Here is a 19456-nt window from a genome sequence, read left to right on the forward strand (position 1 = left end):
ACAACGCTGGCTACCTTCTATTTCTAGTTCCTTCCTGATGCCTGGTTATAGGCCCTAATATCGATCAAGTTGTTCTGAGCATAATCTCCCGCAAGGGATGCATTTGAGATCACCGCTATCTGCTTATCCACAAATGCTTTATCTTCTTCGGACACACTGTCAGGAATGTAAGCGCCACTCTCATCCTTTTGACGATACTCATTTAGCATTTGCTCCCTTAGACCTAGCATTTCAGGCGACCAACTCGATGAGTCTTCAGAGTTGAATACGCGCCCCGCCAAACCTTCATTGAAAGCTTGAGCGAACACTTGACTTTGAATCGGGGTCAATCCCATTCTCTGCCCTTCGCTGTATGCTTCCTGTTTAAAATCATCAGCATACTGCTCTAAGAACTCACCATATCGATTGTTAACTGCCGCACCGAATGCCCCCGCCAACATGGCTTCAGACTTAGTGCCCCAGTTTACTTCGGAGGCATACTGCGAACTCGATCCACTGTATGCATCATTAAACGCCGTCAATGGGTTTTCCAAAGAGGTTCCGGCATCAACGGCGGCTTTTAAGCCATCCCAGGTTGATTTGCTGGCCACCGTTGCATTGTGCAAGAAACCTCGTGAGCCAGGATCTTCAAGCGCTTGTTCTTTGTAACTCTCATAGTCTTCGCCAAAGTGATTCAAGGTATGCAGTGCTGCATCAGTATGCTTGCCACTGAAATCACCTATAGCACTGGCGCTGTTGAAGAACATTTCAGCACCAGAAACTCCGCTATCATCAGCCATAATGCGTGATCGCCACTGAGATCCAGCTTCACTGATTAGTCCAGATTGATAGGTACTTGTGTCAGAAGCTACAGCCTGCTGGGCTTGCTGCTGATGCGCATTCAACTGTCCATCTATACCAGACAGATTGGTTTGGTAAGCCGATTGAGCTGCGTTGAACTGAGTTTGAACTGTTGCAGCATCCTCATAGCCTCCCAGAACACCCGATTCAACTTGGCTTTGAATACCACCAAAAGTAGGTGCAGTTGATGACATGCCTTCATTAGAGCGTGGCTGAATTGATCGTAAATCGGCTCCGGTAGCCATGGCCATAACAGTCATTGCTGCTTGATAATCATTGTCGCGTTCAGCGGGCGTTGAAGAGTTGCTATAGGTTAAAGACTCCATAGCTGCGGCCACATACGCCTGATTATCATCAGGTAGCAAGCGCTGATACATTGGAAGGTTTTCACGTAATCGGTTACCGGCTTCAACATGCTGGTTCATATAGCGACCTAAATAATCCATGACTTCAGGATTATCCGCCGCTAATCGAGTTAACGTCGCACCATCCGTGTTCCTTTGTCCTGATAGACTGTAGCTGGCCTGATCAAGCTCACTAAAGCGGTTTGATGCCGTGACAACGTCTTGTGCTGAACTCTGAAGAGACTGATAGTCTTGGTTAGACAAGGACATCTCAACGCCAGAACGTCTTGAATCTGAAAGGTCCTTAACCATTGCATCGCGATACTCAGCACGTCGTGAATCACTTGATGCCAAGCTTTGCATCTCCCCAGTGAGCGTATTTGCGGTCGTTGACCGAGAACTGCCCTCTGATGACTCAACTTGGCCACTAAAGTTACCACCTAGATCCAACCCAGCTCGTAACCGTGATATTTTTGGTACACGAGATGAGTCTGGCTTATCGACTCCTGGCAAGTTGCCCTGTGGGGAGTCATTCCCCCCTGTACCAAGAAATCTTCCCAAGAACCCTTTATCTGCTACTTCTTTATCATCGGTATTTGTAATGGTTCCATCGCCACCGACCCTTAAGCCTCCCGATAACACGCCAGATACCAAGCCACGTACAGCATCTTTTTTATCGTCTCCAAAACCATACCGAGTTTGCAGGTCATCAGTAACCTGATTAACAACGGCGCTAGATGCGGAGTTAGAAGAACCTATCTGACGTCCAACCGAAGAAAGGTTGTCGTAACTTAGCTTTTCACCAAAAGTTCGACTCATGGTATTGCCAACCTGACGGCTAAAGGCTTGGGTTGCCTGAGTCATGGATTCTTTTGCAGAGCCGACCATTGAACCCACTGCGTTTCCGACAGAGAAACTGCTTAGTAGGTTTGACGCGCCGGTCATAGCAGAACCCGTAAGGGCTGAATTTTGGAACATTGACTGTGATTGCATTACCGGGGCATTTTTCGCGACATCTGGACTAGCCAGCTTTTCATCAATGGCATCACCGTTTTGAAGACGCCCAGCCAAGTGGGTAGCGGTTATTGCTGAGCCATAAACGAGCATGAGCGAAATAGCCGGAACACTCGACGCCAACATGCCGCCAGTAGCTATCCAGGTTTGTAGCACTGAATCCATCTGCATCATCCCAGCAAAAGATGGCACTTCTGTACCTGCAAAGGCATCAAGAGCCGACATTTTCCCTGCAACGGTTAAATGAATATACAGGTTAATGATGGCCATGACAGGCATCCAAAGTTGAATCCAAAGCAGGATTAACAAGTACTTCCCGGCCATTCGCATCCCGATTTGGCCAAGGGCTATCACAAAGGCCATCAATGGGGTGATGGCGTAAATGAAACCCTCAAAAAACGTCATCATCGGACGAACGATACTTTGGAACAGGGTCTGCTCCGCCGCCCATTGCGTATTGCGCTGCTCAATCGCTTGGTTAACCATGACGGCTGCGGTGAAAGCTTGATCATCCATATACTTGCCCGTCACGCTTTGCTCATAAATAGGCAAAAGCACCGACGCGGTCATGTACTCTTGAGTGTTAACTGAAGCCAAACCAAGGTTATTCAGTGCATTTCGGATCACGTCATCAGTGTCCGTTGCTGACGAAGTCCCCAATGAGGCTGACAGAACCTGTTTAAGCCTTGGAATGAAGGTTGATTCTGTCATGAGTTTCAGTTGGCTGTAGGCATCGGTGCAGTCCAGATCGCTACTGCTACCACTAAGCATGATGCGTGTGCCATAAATACGCGAATCAAACCTAATCGCAGTCATCGGATTAGGATCACTCAGCACCTGATCGAGGTTCTTTTGGCCAATGTCGATACCAATCAAGGTGCACTCTTTGATGTAGTTAAACCACGATTGCTCGATGTCCGAACCGGCGACACGATTTGCATCACCCAAACCAGAGCGATCCATCACCTGTTTTCTCACTTTAATCAGTGACTGTAAACTGGATGCAAAGCCGTATTCCGTCATGGCGGGAGTTGAGAACGCCGTTTCAAACAATCGCGTGATTTGAAAGCCAACAGTCGAAATCGTACTACCTGCGGCAGCAACACCGATGGGCACATTATCAACCACTCGAACTTGCCCCGTGTACGCATCCTCAATGCTCACTCGGGTACTGGGTCCAAACATGGTTGCAAAGACTAGCCATGAGACTAAAACGTGTTGAAAGTTAATCCCACGACCGCCTTGCATTAAGGCCTGAACAGAGACCATCAATACCCCAATGAGCAAGCCAATCCGAACCATTGAAGTAAAATCGCCTGTACCAGTGATCATCGCGACAGCGTTCAGGACCTGCTCTAAAAAAGCCGAATCCCCGATGGAATAGATTTCCCACATGACCTATTCCCCCAGTGCCGTAGATTTAACGGTGTAATAACGCTGCTTGCGAATGGTCTGAATCACCTGATTAAAATGCGCCAGCAACTCTTGCTCTGAGCCGTATCTTCGCTGTAACGCGGCGTATTCCTCATTGATTTGGCGACGTGCACGTTCAAGGTCTTCAGTTAACAACTTCGCATAGGCATGATCTTCTACACCAGAGGTGCTTCTAGCTGCATTGAGCATGTCTTCAACCAATGCTCGGGCCATCTCAACAGCAATAAATGGAGCCGCTCGTGAAGCAAACGACCTAGCAGCCCCTTCATTTAATGCAGAAAGTGTTCGAATCATACCGCCAATGCTCGCGGGAGCCGAGGTCATAAAAGCCTTTTCGGTGGTGCTAGCAGCCCCTGTATTTCGAGCAAATTTAAAAATAATGCCGTTACTAGAACCTGTACCTAGAAGTAAATTTTCTACCTGAGTTGATAACCCGGTAAGGGTCACGTTAGTGATTGTCGGGTTCAAACAACCGTCTTGCGTCACTGTGTCACATCGGTACATAGCGACGTTACCGCCATGAATTAGATGCTCAATAGTCACTTTATTGCCATTCAGTCTGGTCAGTTTTGGGGCTTTACCTTGGCCATCAGCGGCATTCGCTAAATCACCAACGATGATCGAGCCCGTCACTGACATAACCGCTTCAAGAAAACGGTCATCCCCCGATGCAAACCAGCTTGATGCCGAGTGACGTTTCAGTGCTCGCCAAACCAAGTTGCCTTTAATCGTTTTGTTCACATCAGATGCCGCGACACTTGAAGCATTCTCGTATGGGTTCTTACCATTGGACTCACTCCAACTGGTAAAAACGTCTCCAGCCCCTTTAAGTGAGCTCAACATGCTGGCTTCTGTTTGCCCCTTTTTACCAAAAGCAGCCAAGGTATCGTTCACGACTCCCTGAGCCATTTGACAGGAATTGCCAAAATACTCGTTCAACTGCTGGATTTTCTTTTGCAGAGTCTCCATGTGCTGGGAACATTTCTCACACATAGCACTGAGCGCCAATTGGAATGCGTACCCCTTGGCGTTTGCAGCAACAGAGCGAAGTAATTGAACAAACTGATCCGCGTTAACAAATGACAAACTTCCAGCGAACATATCAATGCCGCCACAACCAGCTTGGAATGACGGAGGCACCATAGAGACGAGGTTTTCGTTCATGATCCTGTTACGAACAACAACACTTCCACCAGATATAACGCCACGCCGCTGACTCTCGAATACACCAGGCGCAGTGGTGTTGGTCATTGAACCAAACAACTGATTCATCTCCTGCTGCAAGCTTGCTTGGCTCATAGATGAAAAACCAATCGCACAGGCGATTAGCGATACTTGGAATACTTTTTTCATCGTTATAACCCTCCTTGTGCACGCAGATAGCGAACAAGGAACTCAGGGTCCTGTAATATTTTTTCGTTAAGCTCTTGGGCTGACATCGCGAGTGACACGCCGGGCTGAACAGGTCTGGTGGCATAGTAAGTTTGATCGTCAATCCAACCGGCTTGATGGGCTGCAAGAATGATTCGATTATTGAGCTCATCAAGGCTCATTGCGCCCTGGCCAATCGGAGTGATGACATTAGGCGGGTCAACTAAGAAGACCGCAGGAACAGTCGTAACGGACAACGATTGTGCTTGTCCTGAATCGACTTTGTAATTTGGAAATTCTCCACTTGGTAAAGGCAAGCCATCGACAGCAATAGCAAACACCTCGAAACCGTAGTTCAAAGCCATGGATTCGATGATAGGCGCTTGAGCATGGCAATAAGGGCAATCCGAACGATAGAAGAAGAACAAGCCAGCCCGTTTTGCTACTTCACCTAAAGCAACATCCCGTTGAGCGCCAGCTTCTCGATCCATCCGATTAGCAGCATAGGTCGCCAAGGGTCTGCGACTGATTTCATCCAAAACAGGATCGCCCATGACCACCTGCTGACTAACATCAGCAAACTGTGAGCCCTTATCCATCATGACTCGCTGGAGATACAGATAGGCTCTGACATTCTCATTCGTCGGCTCATCAATTGCCTTGTCCATGAACGACTGCATGTGCTCTCGGAACCAGGCAGCACTGAAGGGTTTTAGCTCGTCCTTTGTGGGCTCCATGACTCCAGATTCCGGCATTATTTGCTCTTCAGACTCCGCTGGCTCAGGAATGACCTGATACCAAAACCAGCCTTCCTGACCACGCTGATAGAATTGCCCATCACTAGCATAGGCGGGCATGATGAATAGAAAGAAAATAATGATTGGGATGGTCACCCATAGGATGAACCAAGGTAACAAAGGCGTTCTCATTGTCAGCTCCAGAAATTTCACAGAGCTAACATGCTAAAGATCCCTGTAAGAGCGATTGGCCAGATAGATGAAGGAATCGTGTGTGTTTCTGACTATCTATTAAACACTGTTACTAACGTAAGTGCTTTGGCTGATGGCACCATCACAAAGTGCATACCAGAGCTCCCATGACACCAAAACTCTGCCTGTACGAAATATTTTTTTGCTTTCTTTGAAGCTATACATTCTGGCAATAAAGATTTTGCCAATTCTGTGCTACACAATTTAGAGCACAAAGCCTTCCAAGGATGCTTAGGAGCACCGTCTGAAAGCCGTTCCACAAACCGTTCCAGTGCATGACGAGTCACCACAACAGGTCCAATGTTCGGAACATTGATTAGCTCATCGATTTCTCTGACGGTAGCATTATCGACGCTGTATTCCTCGAAGGGATATGAGAGCCAATCGTCACGCTTTTCTACCGAGATCTGTGCTTCTTGGTAACGGGTGAGCAAGAACCTAGTCAGGCTGTAAAGTGAATGCTGAGTTGAGCGTTGTTTCTGTAACTTTTTGATGGCTCCTTTACTGACCCGGATTTGAAGGCCATTGCCGCTTCGGTTACTCCCCATCACCTCTTTCACTGACAGTAGGTGATGAATCGCATAGAGCTCAGCTGCAATTGGCTTTTGCTGCTCAGGTAGCTTGTCGTATTGCTCACCTAAATCGACCTTTAGTTCACCACCTCTTCGAAGGCCGGTCTTCCAGTAAACCGTAAACTCACCATCAATCTGCTTTGTTAACAGGGTTAATACCATCATGTTTGTTCTCCTATTGATTATCTATTTTTCATTCTCCATGTTTTTTCAAATATGCAAGGCGCAAAAAAAAGGGGCCGAAGCCCCTTGGATCAGATATGAACTTTAGGAAAGCCCATGGCACCGTAAACATTCAGCACATCATTCCAATCCCAACTTTTCACGCCAAGTGACGTTGGTATCGGGGGGATCAGAACTTGTGTCAGAATGCCTTTCTGCCAGGCTTTTTTCTTGAGTTCATTCGCTGCATTCAGGCCGGTCTCAGAGAGATCGTGGTCTGCCCAGATGCACAGCATTTTCACATTACTTGGTGGTTCAAACCTAGCCAGTAAGGTTGCATTCACAACCGACCAACATGTTTGCCCCGTTGCTCTGGTTACCGCTAGGGCCGTTTCTATACCTTCAGAAACACCTAGTACTTCACCAGGCTCACCTATAGGAATGGCACCACCAGTGATTGTTCTGTCACTTGGTATCGGCATCATCTTTTTAGGCTTTTCAACCGGTGCTTTGAATCCATCTTCACTTAGGTAGATCCGATGAAACGTAGCCGAACGCCCCTGCTGAGTAACGATTTTACCTAGCAGCGCTGGGTAGCTATCGATAAACAGACCATCTTCGTCATGGTAAGGCAAGTTTGGATGAAACCTCAGCACCGAATCCCATTCAGGACGAAGCCGCGTAACAATGCCACGACGATGCAAGTAGTTCCAAACAGGTTGCGCACGAGTATCTGCAAGAGATAACGTTTCTCCCCACGTTTGATTCAAACGATGGATAATCGCTTTGTCCTCGTCCTGCTTTCTAGCCCTCCATTCAACTGCGTTACTCGGTATTGGCCGAATAGGCGCTTGTATTTGTCCGGGTTGAATACCTAGAACTTGGCCGATTGCTTCAATAGACTGAGCAAAGTTCCATCCATTAATCCAAGACAACAGTTCAAAGCCATCATGAAAGATACCGCAGGTGTTACAAACGCCACCTCCGGTATATTCAGCATCTTTGAATAGCCTAAAGCCATCACGACCGCCATGAACAGGACACGCCACATGACGGCCTTTTCGAGCAATGGCGGCATCAAGTTCTGGCACCAATGCCGCTAATACTTGAAGCCATTGGCCATTAAGATATGGCCTTACTGTTTCAATTTGTAAAGGTAACGCCATATAACCTCCTTAAGTTAAAAGCCGACTCCTACCACTGGTGGTAAAAGTCAGCTTGGGTCCTGCATTGAGCCGTTTGGTTAATGCAGGAACGTTAGTCAAGCTGGATACCATGTCGTCTTAATAGCCACATGATGGAATCACGAAGCACATCAGGATCGACAACCGCAGCCATTGCGCAAACACGAAAGCAAAATGGCGCTAATTCGTCATTTTGAATCCACGACAACACATCCTTGCGCAACCGAGTGCTGACACGACCGTCCAGCAATACTCGGATCGCATCCAATAGAATGCCTTCGCGTAACTGCCAGATTTCCGTGTCAGACCAAGTGACTGGGGCATCATCAAACTCAAATAGAAATTCGAGCTGTGATGACGTGTGTTGATGGGACTGCTTTTGTGATGTAGGAGAATGGGCAATGCGCCCATTCATTAAAGATAACCGCGTTCGGCAAGCGAAACGCAGCCCTCGGATGCGACCACGACATGGTCAAGCGTTCGAATATCAACAAGTGACAAGGCGTCACGGAGTCGATGAGTAATGCGTTTATCAGCTTCACTGGGTTCAGGATCACCCGATGGATGGTTATGAACCAGTATCACTGCTGCTGCATTAAGTTCTAGCGCTCGTTTTGTTACTTCCCTTGGATACACGCTCGCCGCATCTAAAGTGCCTTTGAACAGCTCTTCAAATTGAATGACGCGATGCTTTGTATCAAGAAACAGCACACCAAAAACCTCGTGCTCATACTCGTGCATCAGTGTTTGCAGGTATGAGAACGCCGATGATGGCTGTTCAATTTTGCGACCTTTACTCAATCGACCACGGGCAAGCTTGAGCGCCATATCTAAGATATCCGCTTCAGTCACTTGCTCAGGAACGATGTAAGTACCGGCTTCTTCGCCAGCTAAGAACTTTCTGTTTTTCATAGGAGTCTCCAAAAAAAGCGGAGACGAACCCATGCCCTGACGGAGACGGAATCGTCCCCGCAGGGTGGTAAAATTGATGTGGTTACTGAATTAACAGTTGTTGTGTTACTTCGAATAACTCACGCTTTAGATCTTTGACGTCATTAATCACAATGCTTTGAGGAAAGAATTTCTCAACACTGCGTGTTTGAATCCCGATCCCCAGCAGCTCAAAGCCACTGCGTCTGCACCGGTCAACAATGTCATGCGTGGCAGCCCAATCATCTGGGTCACCATCCGTTAGCACTATCATTAGCTTTCGCTTCTGTTTTTGCGCTAACAAACTGTTTGCCGCAAACCACATCGCTTGTGCCATAGGCGTACAACCTCGTGGTTTTTGGTCAAAACAGGCGGCCCGATGTCGAACCGATTGCTTGGGCAATAACGCGATAGAAACTTCCTGATGAATACCAGGAAAATAACTGACCGCAGGTACAACACCCGGTATGCCTTCCAGTGCCATGGCCAAAGCCAAAGCGGCTTCATTGGCAACATGAAAGTACTTTCGATTACCTTCGCCAATGGGTTTACCCATTGAACCCGATATATCGACCAGCAAGTGCACAGCAGCATTAGGCGCAATGCGAGGTTGCCTTTGAATAAACAATCTCGACTCACCTGCTTGTGAAGCGGCAAGACGATGGGTTGCAACTCGAAGACCGTGCCGTTTGGCATGATTCCGATTGTCCTGACTGGACTGAACCATGCCCCTAAGTCGGGCTCGAATTTGAGCCGACTCAGACGCCGATAAGGTCAAAATGGCCTCATCACCCAACATAGCCTGCTCTGCTTGAGGCAAACTGAGTGGTGTAACGCCCTGATGTCCTTCAGCTTGTTCCGACAACACTTCTGCCACTTGGGCAAAGGTATCGGGTTCAAACTGAGCGGCACTGGCCTCTAAGGCTTGTCGCAAATTGTCAGCTTGATCAGAGTTATCTGAATCACCCGTTTCAGCGGCATCCCCCATTGCAGACGATGCTGCTTCTGGGGTTTGACTGTCACTACTGTTATTGCTGTCATTACTCGCATCTTGTCCAATGTCATTACCGCTATCAGCATCCGACTCATCCTGTGGTGGACGAGATTCTTCTTCCAACATGGCAACGATGGCATCGACAAGTTTTAGCACTTCACCTGTAGACCCTAAGCTAGGCACTGCTGTCAGCATGGCACTTAACCGGCTCATCGCTGCGGCTGGAAAGAGTTGTCTGACTCTTTCATCAACTGCTTGATACAAAGGCGTCAGCGCTTTCTGGCCCAGAAAATGGCATCTCAAGCGGAACAACAACCAGGCTTGCAAGTTAGATGCAGGCTCAAGCTGTTCAGGTACACTCATTTGCTGAGTGTCCACCATGTACTCAATCACTTGCGAAATACTGCGCCGGGTTCCGGGGTAATCCTTTGCCAATTCGTTTTCAATGCGAACATCCTCAATAATATTGAGAAGTGCCTTACGGATCGGCTTGGACGACGCCTTCTGCACCATGTCAAAATTAGTATGCCGAATATGCGCCGCTTCATGAGCCAGATAACCCCAAGCTATCTGTTGATAGTGTGGGTCGTCTGGGTTTGCTGTTGGGATCACAATCCGATCACCATCGGTAAACGCATCTTGTCCTTGAATAAGCACCTTCACACCAAACTTTTCGCCATAAGCTGCGGCAACGATTGGTAGTGCGTTTTTTAATGGATGATTCATGGGAGTCTCCTAATCATTAGGGGGAATACTCCCTCAGCGGGAGCGTTTCCCCGCTGGGAATGTGGGTGTTTAAACCTGTGCTTTTAGCTTATCCAGGTCGTATTTTTGACCTAACCAAGCTACCAATTCAGCAGGACTTTCATGCTGCTCAAATGACGTTTTAAGCTGGTCTAAACTCAGGATGTCATCCAATGTCAGACCGTACTGGTCTTGTAACTGAGTAGACACCTCGTGTTGATATTGCAGCCAGGCCCGCTCATGAGCGGTTTGCTGCAATGCCATGTTTGGAACAAATACCATAGCGGTTACCCAAGCTCCTTGTGCGTCCGCATCTGCGATCAACACAGGGTTCTTGGGGATCACGACACTATGTGTTGAGTACGACCGTTGTACTAACATTCGACAACACGCCAGTTCTGGTATCGATTCACTTTCAACAGCATCAGCCACACCACGAAAATGTGCTTCAAACTGGTTCAGTTGGCTGGGGTTATGGATGGTTGATTGCATAATTTCCTCTTACATAGTTCAGAGGACATGCGCACTTCAGGGCAACATGCCCTCAAGGACGTTAAAAATAAAATGAGTTTGGTACAGTCGAACCAAGGTTTGGTCTGACGGTTGGTTGGGGTATTGCACGTAAGTTATCTGCCTGAGCAGATACTGCCTGTGCGGGTTTAGGTTCAGGTTTGGGCATCAGTTGTCTGATATCCAATTGACCTTCACCGTGCATTCTCATCTTGTCTGGATCAGACAAAATTAAAATGGTCGCCATCAGTTCGTGATAGAGATTGTCTGTCACAGGGCCGGTCTTCGGCAGACGAACAAATAAATTGTCCATCGCTTCAACCATTGGCTGAACTCGGTGATCCAGGAATGACAAACCATCCAACTTGTCTCTTAACCGCTTCAGAGGATTAAGAGCTCGCTGGCTGATTTGATTCTTACCTGCAACGGAACGCTCAAACAGTTCATTGGCATCACGAGCCACCTCCCTAAAGAGGGTGTGTCCCATACCATTGACCTTGTCATCTAATCCACCAGCTTGTTCAGCTGGTTGCATTCGATAAATGGCATAATCGAACTGAAGCCGTTGTTCCACGTCTTCGATGGGTGACAACGCACGCCGGATTGCATCTGCAAATTCCGGGTGTTTTGCAACCCAGTCAAACGTCACCTGATCATAGTTGTCCAAGAACAACTGCTTGCACTGCGCAAACTCCTGACCGATCCGGTCAAGCTCTGGAACAATCTGATCAATTCGGTCTTCAGGGACGGCATAGCCACCTAAAAACCGCACACCGACTTGCTCACACAAGCGCTGCGCTTCTTTCTTAAGCCTTTCAAAGTTCGCCAATGCCTCTGGGTCGCAAATTTTTTTACTCCCTAAGCTGGCAACATCCTTCGGTGGAAGTTGGCTGCCATTGGCTAATCTGAAATCTTCAGGCCTTAGTTTTTTTCTACCGCTCCAGATGGAACAGTCGATGTGACAAATCAAAAGTTTGTCGAGGGTTTTAATACTCATAGTGCATCCTCATGTAAGATGGGGACGCACCACTCCCAACAGGAGCAATGGCCCCCGTTTGGGTGGTAGTAGTTGACGCGCTAATGCCAATACCACTATCAGAAATAGTAATTTTGCGAATCAGGCGACGATTGGTTGAGATCGATTTTCACAGGCATTAAGTCCAGTGCTTCAGCTATCGGGCGAACCCGCTCTAAATCACTGCCTAGCAACCGCAATACATCTTTTTCCAACTTCAGTTGGTCGGATACTTCTATCCCTTCAGGACTCGCTACTGTTAGCGAACACAGTGGTGGTAATTGACGCTTAAAGGCCAGTAACAGCAACAATGGCCACGGGCCATCATCATTGTTAACAATGCCAGCGCCTTCACCTGACACCATGCTGATTTGATTGGTACTAGGTAATCCGCTTTTGCAAAACCCTAATGACCATTCTCCAATCCTGACCTGGTTATCATCAATAACAGCCAAGCCATAGGCTTCAAGCAGCTTTGCCATATCGAACAACGCTTTTTGCGCCAGCGAGATTTGGCCATTGACGTCCTTGCGAGTACGAAACTCCCAACTGACGTTATTGGCGCACGCGACGCTATCAAGCGCATTTGAGAGTTCAAATGGCCGCCCTTGATGATCAATGCCGACTTGTCCAACAAATCGATAACCCTTGTTGATTTTCTCATTGATTCTTCGGTCTGCTTCAGCCTTAGGATCAGTCGAGTCAATCAATCGCTGCTGCGACAATTGACCGGCTTTTCCAAACCAAACTTCAATCTCCTGGGTATCTGATCCAACGTAAATGGCCCATTCTTTGGCTGTCCCATCAGAATGACTGTAACGGTAAAGAGCAAAGCACTTATCCATCATCAATCCTCCCAATGGTCACCGAAGACATCAGCGGCAATACGGTGAATGGCTTCTCGTTGCTCCAACTCAGCACGAGCCGTCAAAGACCGAACCAGTGCATACTCCACTGCGTTAGGAGCACCTTTAAAAGCAAGTGTTAACTTTGCCCAGCGCACCAAGGTCCGAGTGGACATGGTGATACTAAGCTCCGCACCGCCATCCGCGCCCCCAATAAAAAGACGACGAATGTCACCAGCCACCTTCACCATTTTTTGGCGAAAGACTTCTGGCAAGCTCGGCGCAACGTTCTCCAGAATGGCTTCCTCTACAGATGGCTCTGCATAGGTCGCTTCAATGATTCTAAAGCGATCAAGGAAAGCCAAATTCTGTTGAAGCACGCCTTGATACAAGCCCGTTTGATCACCGCTGCCCGCACTGTTGCCGGTTGCGATAAAACGAAACTTGTTATGTGGCATGATGATCTCACCGCCATTTTGTGCGATGACCAACGGGGCACCTTCCAAAATGTCATTGAGCCCAGCCAGTTCAGCAGGCTCAGCAAGATCCATTTCATTAATGATCAGCAAATGGCCATGCTTTACAGCCAGTGCCAGCGGTCCATACACAAAGGTCATGTTGCCATTAACCAGCGTGTGGTGACCGATAAGATCGGACAACTCCAATCGACCGTGCGCAGTAATTTGCTGAACAGGCCAATTCAATCGAGAAGCAACTTGGCAAATTAGCGAGGTCTTACCGCATCCAGTGGGGCCTGTAATATACAAACCGTCACCGTCTGGGTTAGACAAAAACGCCAATACGTCACGTAAGTCTTCTTTTCTAAAAACATACTCGTCCTTGCGAACGGGAATGTTTGGATGGGTAGTGTCGGCACTAAATCCTTCCAGAACGAAAGCATCAGGAGCCGGGACATTAAACGCTTGATTCACTTGAACCAAAAATGGAGATTGTTCAGTCATGGTAAACCTCATCTGTTTTGACGAGGCCCCATGCCCCAACAGGGAATGAAGTCCCCGTCGGGTGGTGTGTTGATTGTGGTATGGCTGTGTATGTAAGAGTTCAGCTCGCTCTATCATTCGTACCCAGCATTGGCTACGAGTGAAACTGCTTTCTGATGCACTCGATGTAAGCGCATGAGAAAGGAGCCGAAATCGGCTCCAAGTGAACGTTAAAAATAAAATGAGCTCGGCGAGTCACCTGGCAGAACCAAGTTCTCTTGCTCAAGGCTGATTTTGATTGGTGTTTCAACGGGCTGATCTGGCTTATTGGTGCTGATGCGCAACCGCTCTTGTGGCGCTTTTCGGTAAGCGGCTAAAACCTGTTCATCCAGCTCGCCTAACTTATCGGTGGCCAATTGCTTATAGTCCACCGTGCCCGCCATCATGTAGCGGCTGAGTTTGACCCCAGCATAATCCGCATGAGCGTAGTTACCCATCATGGCGACCAATTTTGACTGAGCTTCTCGCATTTCCTCTTTCAAAGATTTAATGTGATTTTCCAGTCGGACCACTTCGGCATGTGCTGAGCAATACTGTCGAGACAGCGATGTCCAACGGTATTGGGCTTCACCCTTGGGAACAAAACAATCTTGCTCAGGGCATTTTGACGGTTCTTTTTTGGTCTGTACTAACTCCCAAAACTGTAGCGCTGTTTCTTGCAACTCAGTTAAGAACGCCGCGTCTCGTTGTATTTCAAACTCAATCAGTTGATCCTCAAAATAGAATACCAACCAACCACGCGTGCTATTGGCGACCAGTATTTGATGCTGTACTTGTACCCAATACAACTGGTACGCCTCGCTTTGTTCTCGGTGAGCTTGCACATCCTCAAAAACTGACTGGCAAGGACATTTCAGTTCAACGGGTTCGCCCGCATCGTTGATGCCATCAAAGCTGGCTCGAAAGATTGCGTTATGATCGGCTTCTGCACATAACGGCAGAAGAAAGTCATTATGCGCATTCTCAAATGCTCGCCTTGCTTGAGGCTCCAACCGTATACCGCGAAGCACATTTGGATTATTCGACAGGTCTTCCGGTAATACGAATCCAGTTTTTTCTGCCCATAATCGCCAAGGTGTTTTGTAGGGTGAACGCCCCATAATAATTGGGGCTTCAGATGCCGTAACCCCTGCAATGCGCCACTGGTGCCATGCAGGAGTACGTTGTGATAGGTCGATAACCTTCATATTGTCTCCTTTGAGGGGGAGACTCCCCCGAAGGAGAGAACTCCCCTTCAGGGTTAAGTGGTTACTTTGCAGCTTGTGCTAACGCTGTTTGGTGCTGAACAACACTTGCTTGAACCGAATCAATTGCCGCTTTACCGGCTTGAATCGAACCTACGACAAGGGCAACAACCAATACCAAGCGAAAAAGTGAGGCTGATTTAGTCATGGAAGATCTCCAAAAAAAAGACGAGACCTTCCCCCTGACGGGAGAATAATCCCGCCAGGGTTAGTAAAATGAATGCGTGGCGCTAAGAAGCTAAAGGCTGTGTGAGCGCTTTGGCTGCTTGTTGTTGTGCATTAAATATTTCTTGTTTCGCAAACGTCAGTTCAACACCCTGAAAATGTTCATTGGCATATTCCAATGCACTATTCCAAGCGTTTGAAGCTTCTGCCCGCTCGATAAGCTTGTAAACAAGCCCTCGGGTTCGATCATCAACTTGCTCGGGTGGAATCACTGATGGCTCCACAACGTGTGTTGCTTGGCCTTCGATAATTCGCTCCGCTTCGTCTTGATCGAAAATTCCCACAAAGCCAAACGCAATGCGGGAACACTGGATCATGGATTTATGTCTTAGCATTCGCTTAGTGTGCGTCTGCCATGGACCATCTACACGGTAAGGGCCATTTTTGCCGTTACCTTCAAAAGGCGGTCGATAGACTTCATCCAGATACTCAGTGATTTTGACTGGGTGCGAACGGTCGCGCCGATAGATGATGCATTCCATCCATTCAGGGCATTCTTTCGCGCCATCCAGTGAGACTTTGTTTTCTGAAGTCTTAAACTCCATGCCATCAAACTGGTCGTGTTGATTGATGATGCGAGACCATCCATCGACACCTACCACTGGAATAATTCCAGCTTGCTTATCAGGGAACGCAAAAATCTCTTTGGTGAAAGGGTTCAAGCCGTACTGATCTGCAACCACCAAGAGCGCCATCATCTGCTCATTGGTCGGTGCACTACCGTCACGTTGCTTGAATGCTGTTGCTTTTAGGGTATCGAACAACTTGTTTGGATCGACACTAAAGCGCTCAGCAAAGCGTTGGATTAGCTTTGGTTTTTCCATTGTGGACTCCGACAATCAAAGTGGGAGTCTGCCCCTGACGGGAAAGTACTCCCGGCTGGGTTAAAGCGTTTTTGCTCGATTAAAAATCTGGTTCAGGATAAGTTTGTGCCCAATTAGCTTGGGAGCTCGCATCATCCGCTGGTGATGGCTCAGATGCTTTGTTCACACTATCAAGAAGCAGAAACTCGTCCGCGTCCACTTCGGTCAATCGATGCTTAATGCCATCTTTCTCCCATGAGCGCGTGCGCTGAGGCCCTTGAACAAAAAGCTTCGCTCCTTTTTGGATTAAATCTTTTGCCCTGAGCCCTAACTTAAATCCACCACGATCTCGAAAAACGACCCGATGCCATTCCGTATGCTCTTTGAGCTCATTGGATTGACGGTCGCGCCATTTCTCAGAAGTGGCCAGTGAAATACTGGTCACTAAATCACCTGATGGATAGGCTCGTGTCTCTGGCTCAGAGCCAACGTAGCCTATGAGTGTTACTTGGTTTTTCATGATGTTCTCCTCGTCTTAGTTGAACTCTGTGCACACAGTCGCTTCTACCCGGCTGGGCAAAGAAGACTGACGACGCAGATAGGTTGGTATTTCGAGTAAAGCCATGTCGTACTGATGTGGCTCTTTGTAAAACGCAGATGTCAAACGGGGCATACCAGGAGCTTTAGGCACTGCCATTGGACGACGTTTTGGTGTTGGTGTGAACAATCGCTTGATTTGAGTGAGTACAAATCGAAACGGGCGCACGCTTTGACGAGCAACCAATCGCAAAAGCGACCAGCTCAGTTTTGCAAGCAACATAATGCCTGCGACTTGGATAATAAATCCGAAGATATATTCCATTGGTGACTCCTTAATTAGGTTGTGAAGGAGTCACCCCCAACTGGGGAAAACTCCCCCAGTTGGGTGGTGAAAAGGCGAACCGTAAGGAACGCATGGTTGAGCATGTAAAAACATGCAGGCTATTTGTTTAAGGAGGCTAGCTACCTCTTAGTACCACTGAGAAAACTCAGCGGCGGGCTTCCTTTGAGCTCATGCTCTCAGGCGCAGATATCACTGAAACAGATCAGCAATATTTGATAGTCAGTGTAACCGTCTTATACAGACAGGATAGTTAGAAAGATGCTCAATTCTTCCACCTAGCTGAAAGGCCATTACCTCACAGAGGATTAGGCTAGGGACTGATTATTGTCATATCAGGAGCAAACTTATGGCCCAAGCAAAACCCAATTACTCGAAGCCCATCTTTGAACAATCATTCACAATTAATAGCTTACAGGCGCAACGTGTCGTTGACCGTGTTTTTAGACGGACGGTCAGTGCGCTTTACGGAATCGATGTCATCCTGCGCATCATTGGCGATGATAACGAAATTGATGAAGTGGAGCAGATCATTAGCCAGTTGATCGAGGATTGCGCTAAGGCGGTAGACAACGAACAAGCTCGTTTGGACAAAATGATGGAGTCCAACGGCATCGATGAAGTACCTGACTACACCGCCCCAATTACCTTCAACGCCAAAATCAGCTCGCCTCAGGTTGGCCAGTTTGTCGGTTTAGTTCGCAAACTCGATGCGTTAATGATCTCAATGGACACACTCTGGTTATCTAGCGTGCTTAGCAACAAGCAACGTGTTGATGGCAACTACGCATGGCAACAGCGCATCATCAAACTGGCTCGACGCATAATTGATATCGAAATTCGAGCACGAAAATCAGCCCAAGCTAAGGGTAAAGAAGCAGAAGTTGAGCAAGCGGTGCCTTCAACCGATGACGATATCACTGAAGAGGAAACAGATAACCCCGCCAACTAGCCAACTAGGCTCCCATCAACCAGCCCCTCTCGAAGGGGCTCTATATCGCTATCCATGCTATCGGTAATGAGTTCAATAAACAGTATACAATGTACGCATAATGCAGTACATTGTATTGCTTATTTATCATGGAGAAGCACAGTGTCGCGTTCCAAAGAAGAGACTTTGTCAATACGAACATCTAAAGAAATCAAGCTGTTGCTAAAAGCAGCAGCGGAAAAAGAACATCGCTCTCAAGCGTCTATGATAGAAATACTAATTTTGGATTATGCAAAATCGAATGGGCTAAGCCCCATCATAGCCTCAGATAATACTAAGTAGTTACGTCTGATTATTTTAAATCGTTATTAATATGATGAAATAATTAGTATTTAATACGATAAACGACTGAGTAATTCGATTATAAATGAACATTGCAAAGGGGAATAATAGTGGCTAACGGTAAAATACTGAGACAGTTGATTAGGGCTGGAGCCATTGGTGATTCCGAGGCCTTTCGGCTTGCTTCAGAAGCTGTTATTCAAGATGAGCGTCAAAAGCAACATCACCTTCTTGCAAATGATCTTGAGCAGATATTGTATGGTGAGCATTTAAGACCGCTTAAACAAAATGGACGTAACGCTTTGCCTACTCCTCCTGTAGATAAAGAGCGAGGACTACCACTTTTAGATGTTCGACAAGCTCAGCGACCAATAGAAGAAATGGTTTTACCTGAATCTAGTATCGCACCCATCGAGGAACTTCTTGAGGAACACCGCCGTGTCGATGTACTGAGAAGTTTTGGAATGAAGCCTTCTGGAAAAATTATTTTTCATGGTCCTCCAGGTTGCGGGAAAACCTTAGCAGCTGAGGTCATTGCTTTTGAGCTTGATTTACCTCTTGCAATTGTTCGTCTCGATGCGTTGGTATCTTCTTTTTTGGGTGAAACAGCCGCGAATCTTCGCAAAGTTTTTGATTTTGTTTCTGAACATTCTATGGTGGTTTTATTTGATGAATTTGACGCCATAGGCAAAGAACGTTCTGACTCAGGTGAACATGGTGAGTTACGCCGCGTCGTTAACGCAGTGCTTCAGATGATGGACGCTTATCAAGGGAAGAGTCTAATTTTAGCAGCTACAAACCATGAGCACATTTTAGACAGTGCTATCTGGCGACGCTTCGATGAAAAAATTGACTTCCCATTACCTGATGAGCTGCAAATACAACAAATTCTTTCACTCAAATTGCGTGGTGTACGTCGCCAATTTGAGTTAGATGATAAATCTATCCTCGGGATATTTTCTACAAAGAGTGGCGCTGATATTGAACGTATTGTTCGTAGAGCAGTAAAAAGGATGATCCTACGTAGTCAGGAATTTTTGACCGTTAAGGACTTGAAGCAAGCAGCTTCTCGAGAAAGTTAA

The 19456-nt window shown here is 47.3% G+C and carries 19 protein-coding genes; 2 read left to right on the plus strand and 17 right to left on the minus strand.

From position 1 onward, the window contains the following. Positions 1-23: 23 nt before the first annotated feature. The 17 genes from AC438_RS04855 to AC438_RS04930 all read right to left on the minus strand — a co-directional run bounded on the left by AC438_RS04855 (position 24) and on the right by AC438_RS04930 (position 17083). Positions 24-3593 carry a conjugal transfer protein TraG N-terminal domain-containing protein gene (locus AC438_RS04855; protein WP_053980139.1) on the minus strand — a complete coding sequence of 1190 codons (3570 nt, stop codon included), beginning with the start codon at positions 3591-3593 and terminating at the stop codon, positions 24-26. A 3-nt stretch (positions 3594-3596) separates the two neighbouring features. Next, positions 3597-4985 (minus strand): conjugal transfer protein TraH, encoded by a 1389-nt coding sequence (locus AC438_RS04860; protein ID WP_000755290.1) that lies wholly within the window; start codon positions 4983-4985, stop codon positions 3597-3599. A 2-nt stretch (positions 4986-4987) separates the two neighbouring features. Continuing rightward, positions 4988-5953, minus strand: coding sequence for a thioredoxin family protein (locus tag AC438_RS04865; protein ID WP_476638768.1), 966 nt, complete (start codon positions 5951-5953; stop codon positions 4988-4990). 71 nt (positions 5954-6024) lie between these two features. Next, positions 6025-6729, minus strand: a complete 705-nt coding sequence (locus AC438_RS04870; protein ID WP_053980140.1) for a hypothetical protein — start codon at positions 6727-6729, stop codon at positions 6025-6027. An 89-nt stretch (positions 6730-6818) separates the two neighbouring features. Next, the gene (locus tag AC438_RS04875) at positions 6819-7892 is read right to left on the minus strand and encodes a DUF7146 domain-containing protein (RefSeq protein WP_053980141.1); all 1074 of its coding nucleotides are present in this window, start codon (positions 7890-7892) and stop codon (positions 6819-6821) included. Between the two features lie 91 nt (positions 7893-7983). Beyond that, positions 7984-8325: a hypothetical protein gene (locus AC438_RS04880; RefSeq protein ID WP_032482365.1), complete on the minus strand. Its 342-nt coding sequence runs from the start codon at positions 8323-8325 to the stop codon at positions 7984-7986. Further along, a complete protein-coding gene (gene radC / locus AC438_RS04885; protein WP_425311650.1) occupies positions 8325-8855 on the minus strand; it encodes a RadC family protein in 531 nt (176 codons plus the stop codon). Before radC ends, AC438_RS04880 begins: the two co-directional genes overlap by 1 nt. 49 nt (positions 8856-8904) lie before the next feature. Further along, on the minus strand, positions 8905-10560 hold the full coding sequence (locus tag AC438_RS04890; protein ID WP_053980143.1) for a VWA domain-containing protein: 1656 nt from the start codon (positions 10558-10560) through the stop codon (positions 8905-8907). Between the two features lie 69 nt (positions 10561-10629). After that, on the minus strand, positions 10630-11070 hold the full coding sequence (locus tag AC438_RS04895) for a hypothetical protein (RefSeq protein WP_053980144.1): 441 nt from the start codon (positions 11068-11070) through the stop codon (positions 10630-10632). A gap of 61 nt (positions 11071-11131) precedes the next feature. After that, on the minus strand, positions 11132-12085 hold the full coding sequence (locus AC438_RS04900) for a DUF3150 domain-containing protein (protein WP_053980145.1): 954 nt from the start codon (positions 12083-12085) through the stop codon (positions 11132-11134). A 98-nt stretch (positions 12086-12183) separates the two neighbouring features. Further along, entirely contained in the window at positions 12184-12951 is a 768-nt protein-coding gene (locus tag AC438_RS04905) for a hypothetical protein (RefSeq protein ID WP_053980146.1), read from the minus strand. Beyond that, complete coding sequence (locus AC438_RS04910) at positions 12951-13910, minus strand: AAA family ATPase (protein ID WP_053980147.1); 960 nt, start codon at positions 13908-13910, stop codon at positions 12951-12953. The genes AC438_RS04905 and AC438_RS04910 overlap by 1 nt, the downstream gene beginning before the upstream one ends. A 209-nt stretch (positions 13911-14119) precedes the next feature. Next, a complete protein-coding gene (locus tag AC438_RS04915) occupies positions 14120-15136 on the minus strand; it encodes a YqaJ viral recombinase family nuclease (RefSeq protein WP_031500502.1) in 1017 nt (338 codons plus the stop codon). Between the two features lie 61 nt (positions 15137-15197). Then, the gene (locus tag AC438_RS17080) at positions 15198-15341 is read right to left on the minus strand and encodes a hypothetical protein (RefSeq protein WP_000167275.1); all 144 of its coding nucleotides are present in this window, start codon (positions 15339-15341) and stop codon (positions 15198-15200) included. 82 nt (positions 15342-15423) lie between these two features. Then, positions 15424-16242: a phage recombination protein Bet gene (gene bet / locus AC438_RS04920; RefSeq protein WP_000414662.1), complete on the minus strand. Its 819-nt coding sequence runs from the start codon at positions 16240-16242 to the stop codon at positions 15424-15426. Positions 16243-16321: 79 nt separating this feature from the next. Continuing rightward, positions 16322-16741, minus strand: a complete 420-nt coding sequence (locus tag AC438_RS04925) for a single-stranded DNA-binding protein (RefSeq protein WP_012368368.1) — start codon at positions 16739-16741, stop codon at positions 16322-16324. A gap of 15 nt (positions 16742-16756) precedes the next feature. Next, positions 16757-17083, minus strand: coding sequence for a hypothetical protein (locus tag AC438_RS04930; RefSeq protein WP_053980148.1), 327 nt, complete (start codon positions 17081-17083; stop codon positions 16757-16759). 367 nt (positions 17084-17450) lie between these two features. Here AC438_RS04930 and AC438_RS04935 point away from each other — a divergent pair, with 367 nt between their 5' ends. Then, the gene (locus tag AC438_RS04935; RefSeq protein WP_053980149.1) at positions 17451-18053 is read left to right on the plus strand and encodes a hypothetical protein; all 603 of its coding nucleotides are present in this window, start codon (positions 17451-17453) and stop codon (positions 18051-18053) included. 431 nt (positions 18054-18484) lie between these two features. Further along, complete coding sequence (locus tag AC438_RS04940; protein WP_053980150.1) at positions 18485-19456, plus strand: AAA family ATPase; 972 nt, start codon at positions 18485-18487, stop codon at positions 19454-19456.

The sequence above is a fragment of the Marinagarivorans algicola genome, assembly GCF_001292705.1.
GTDB lineage: Bacteria > Pseudomonadota > Gammaproteobacteria > Pseudomonadales > Cellvibrionaceae > Marinagarivorans > Marinagarivorans algicola.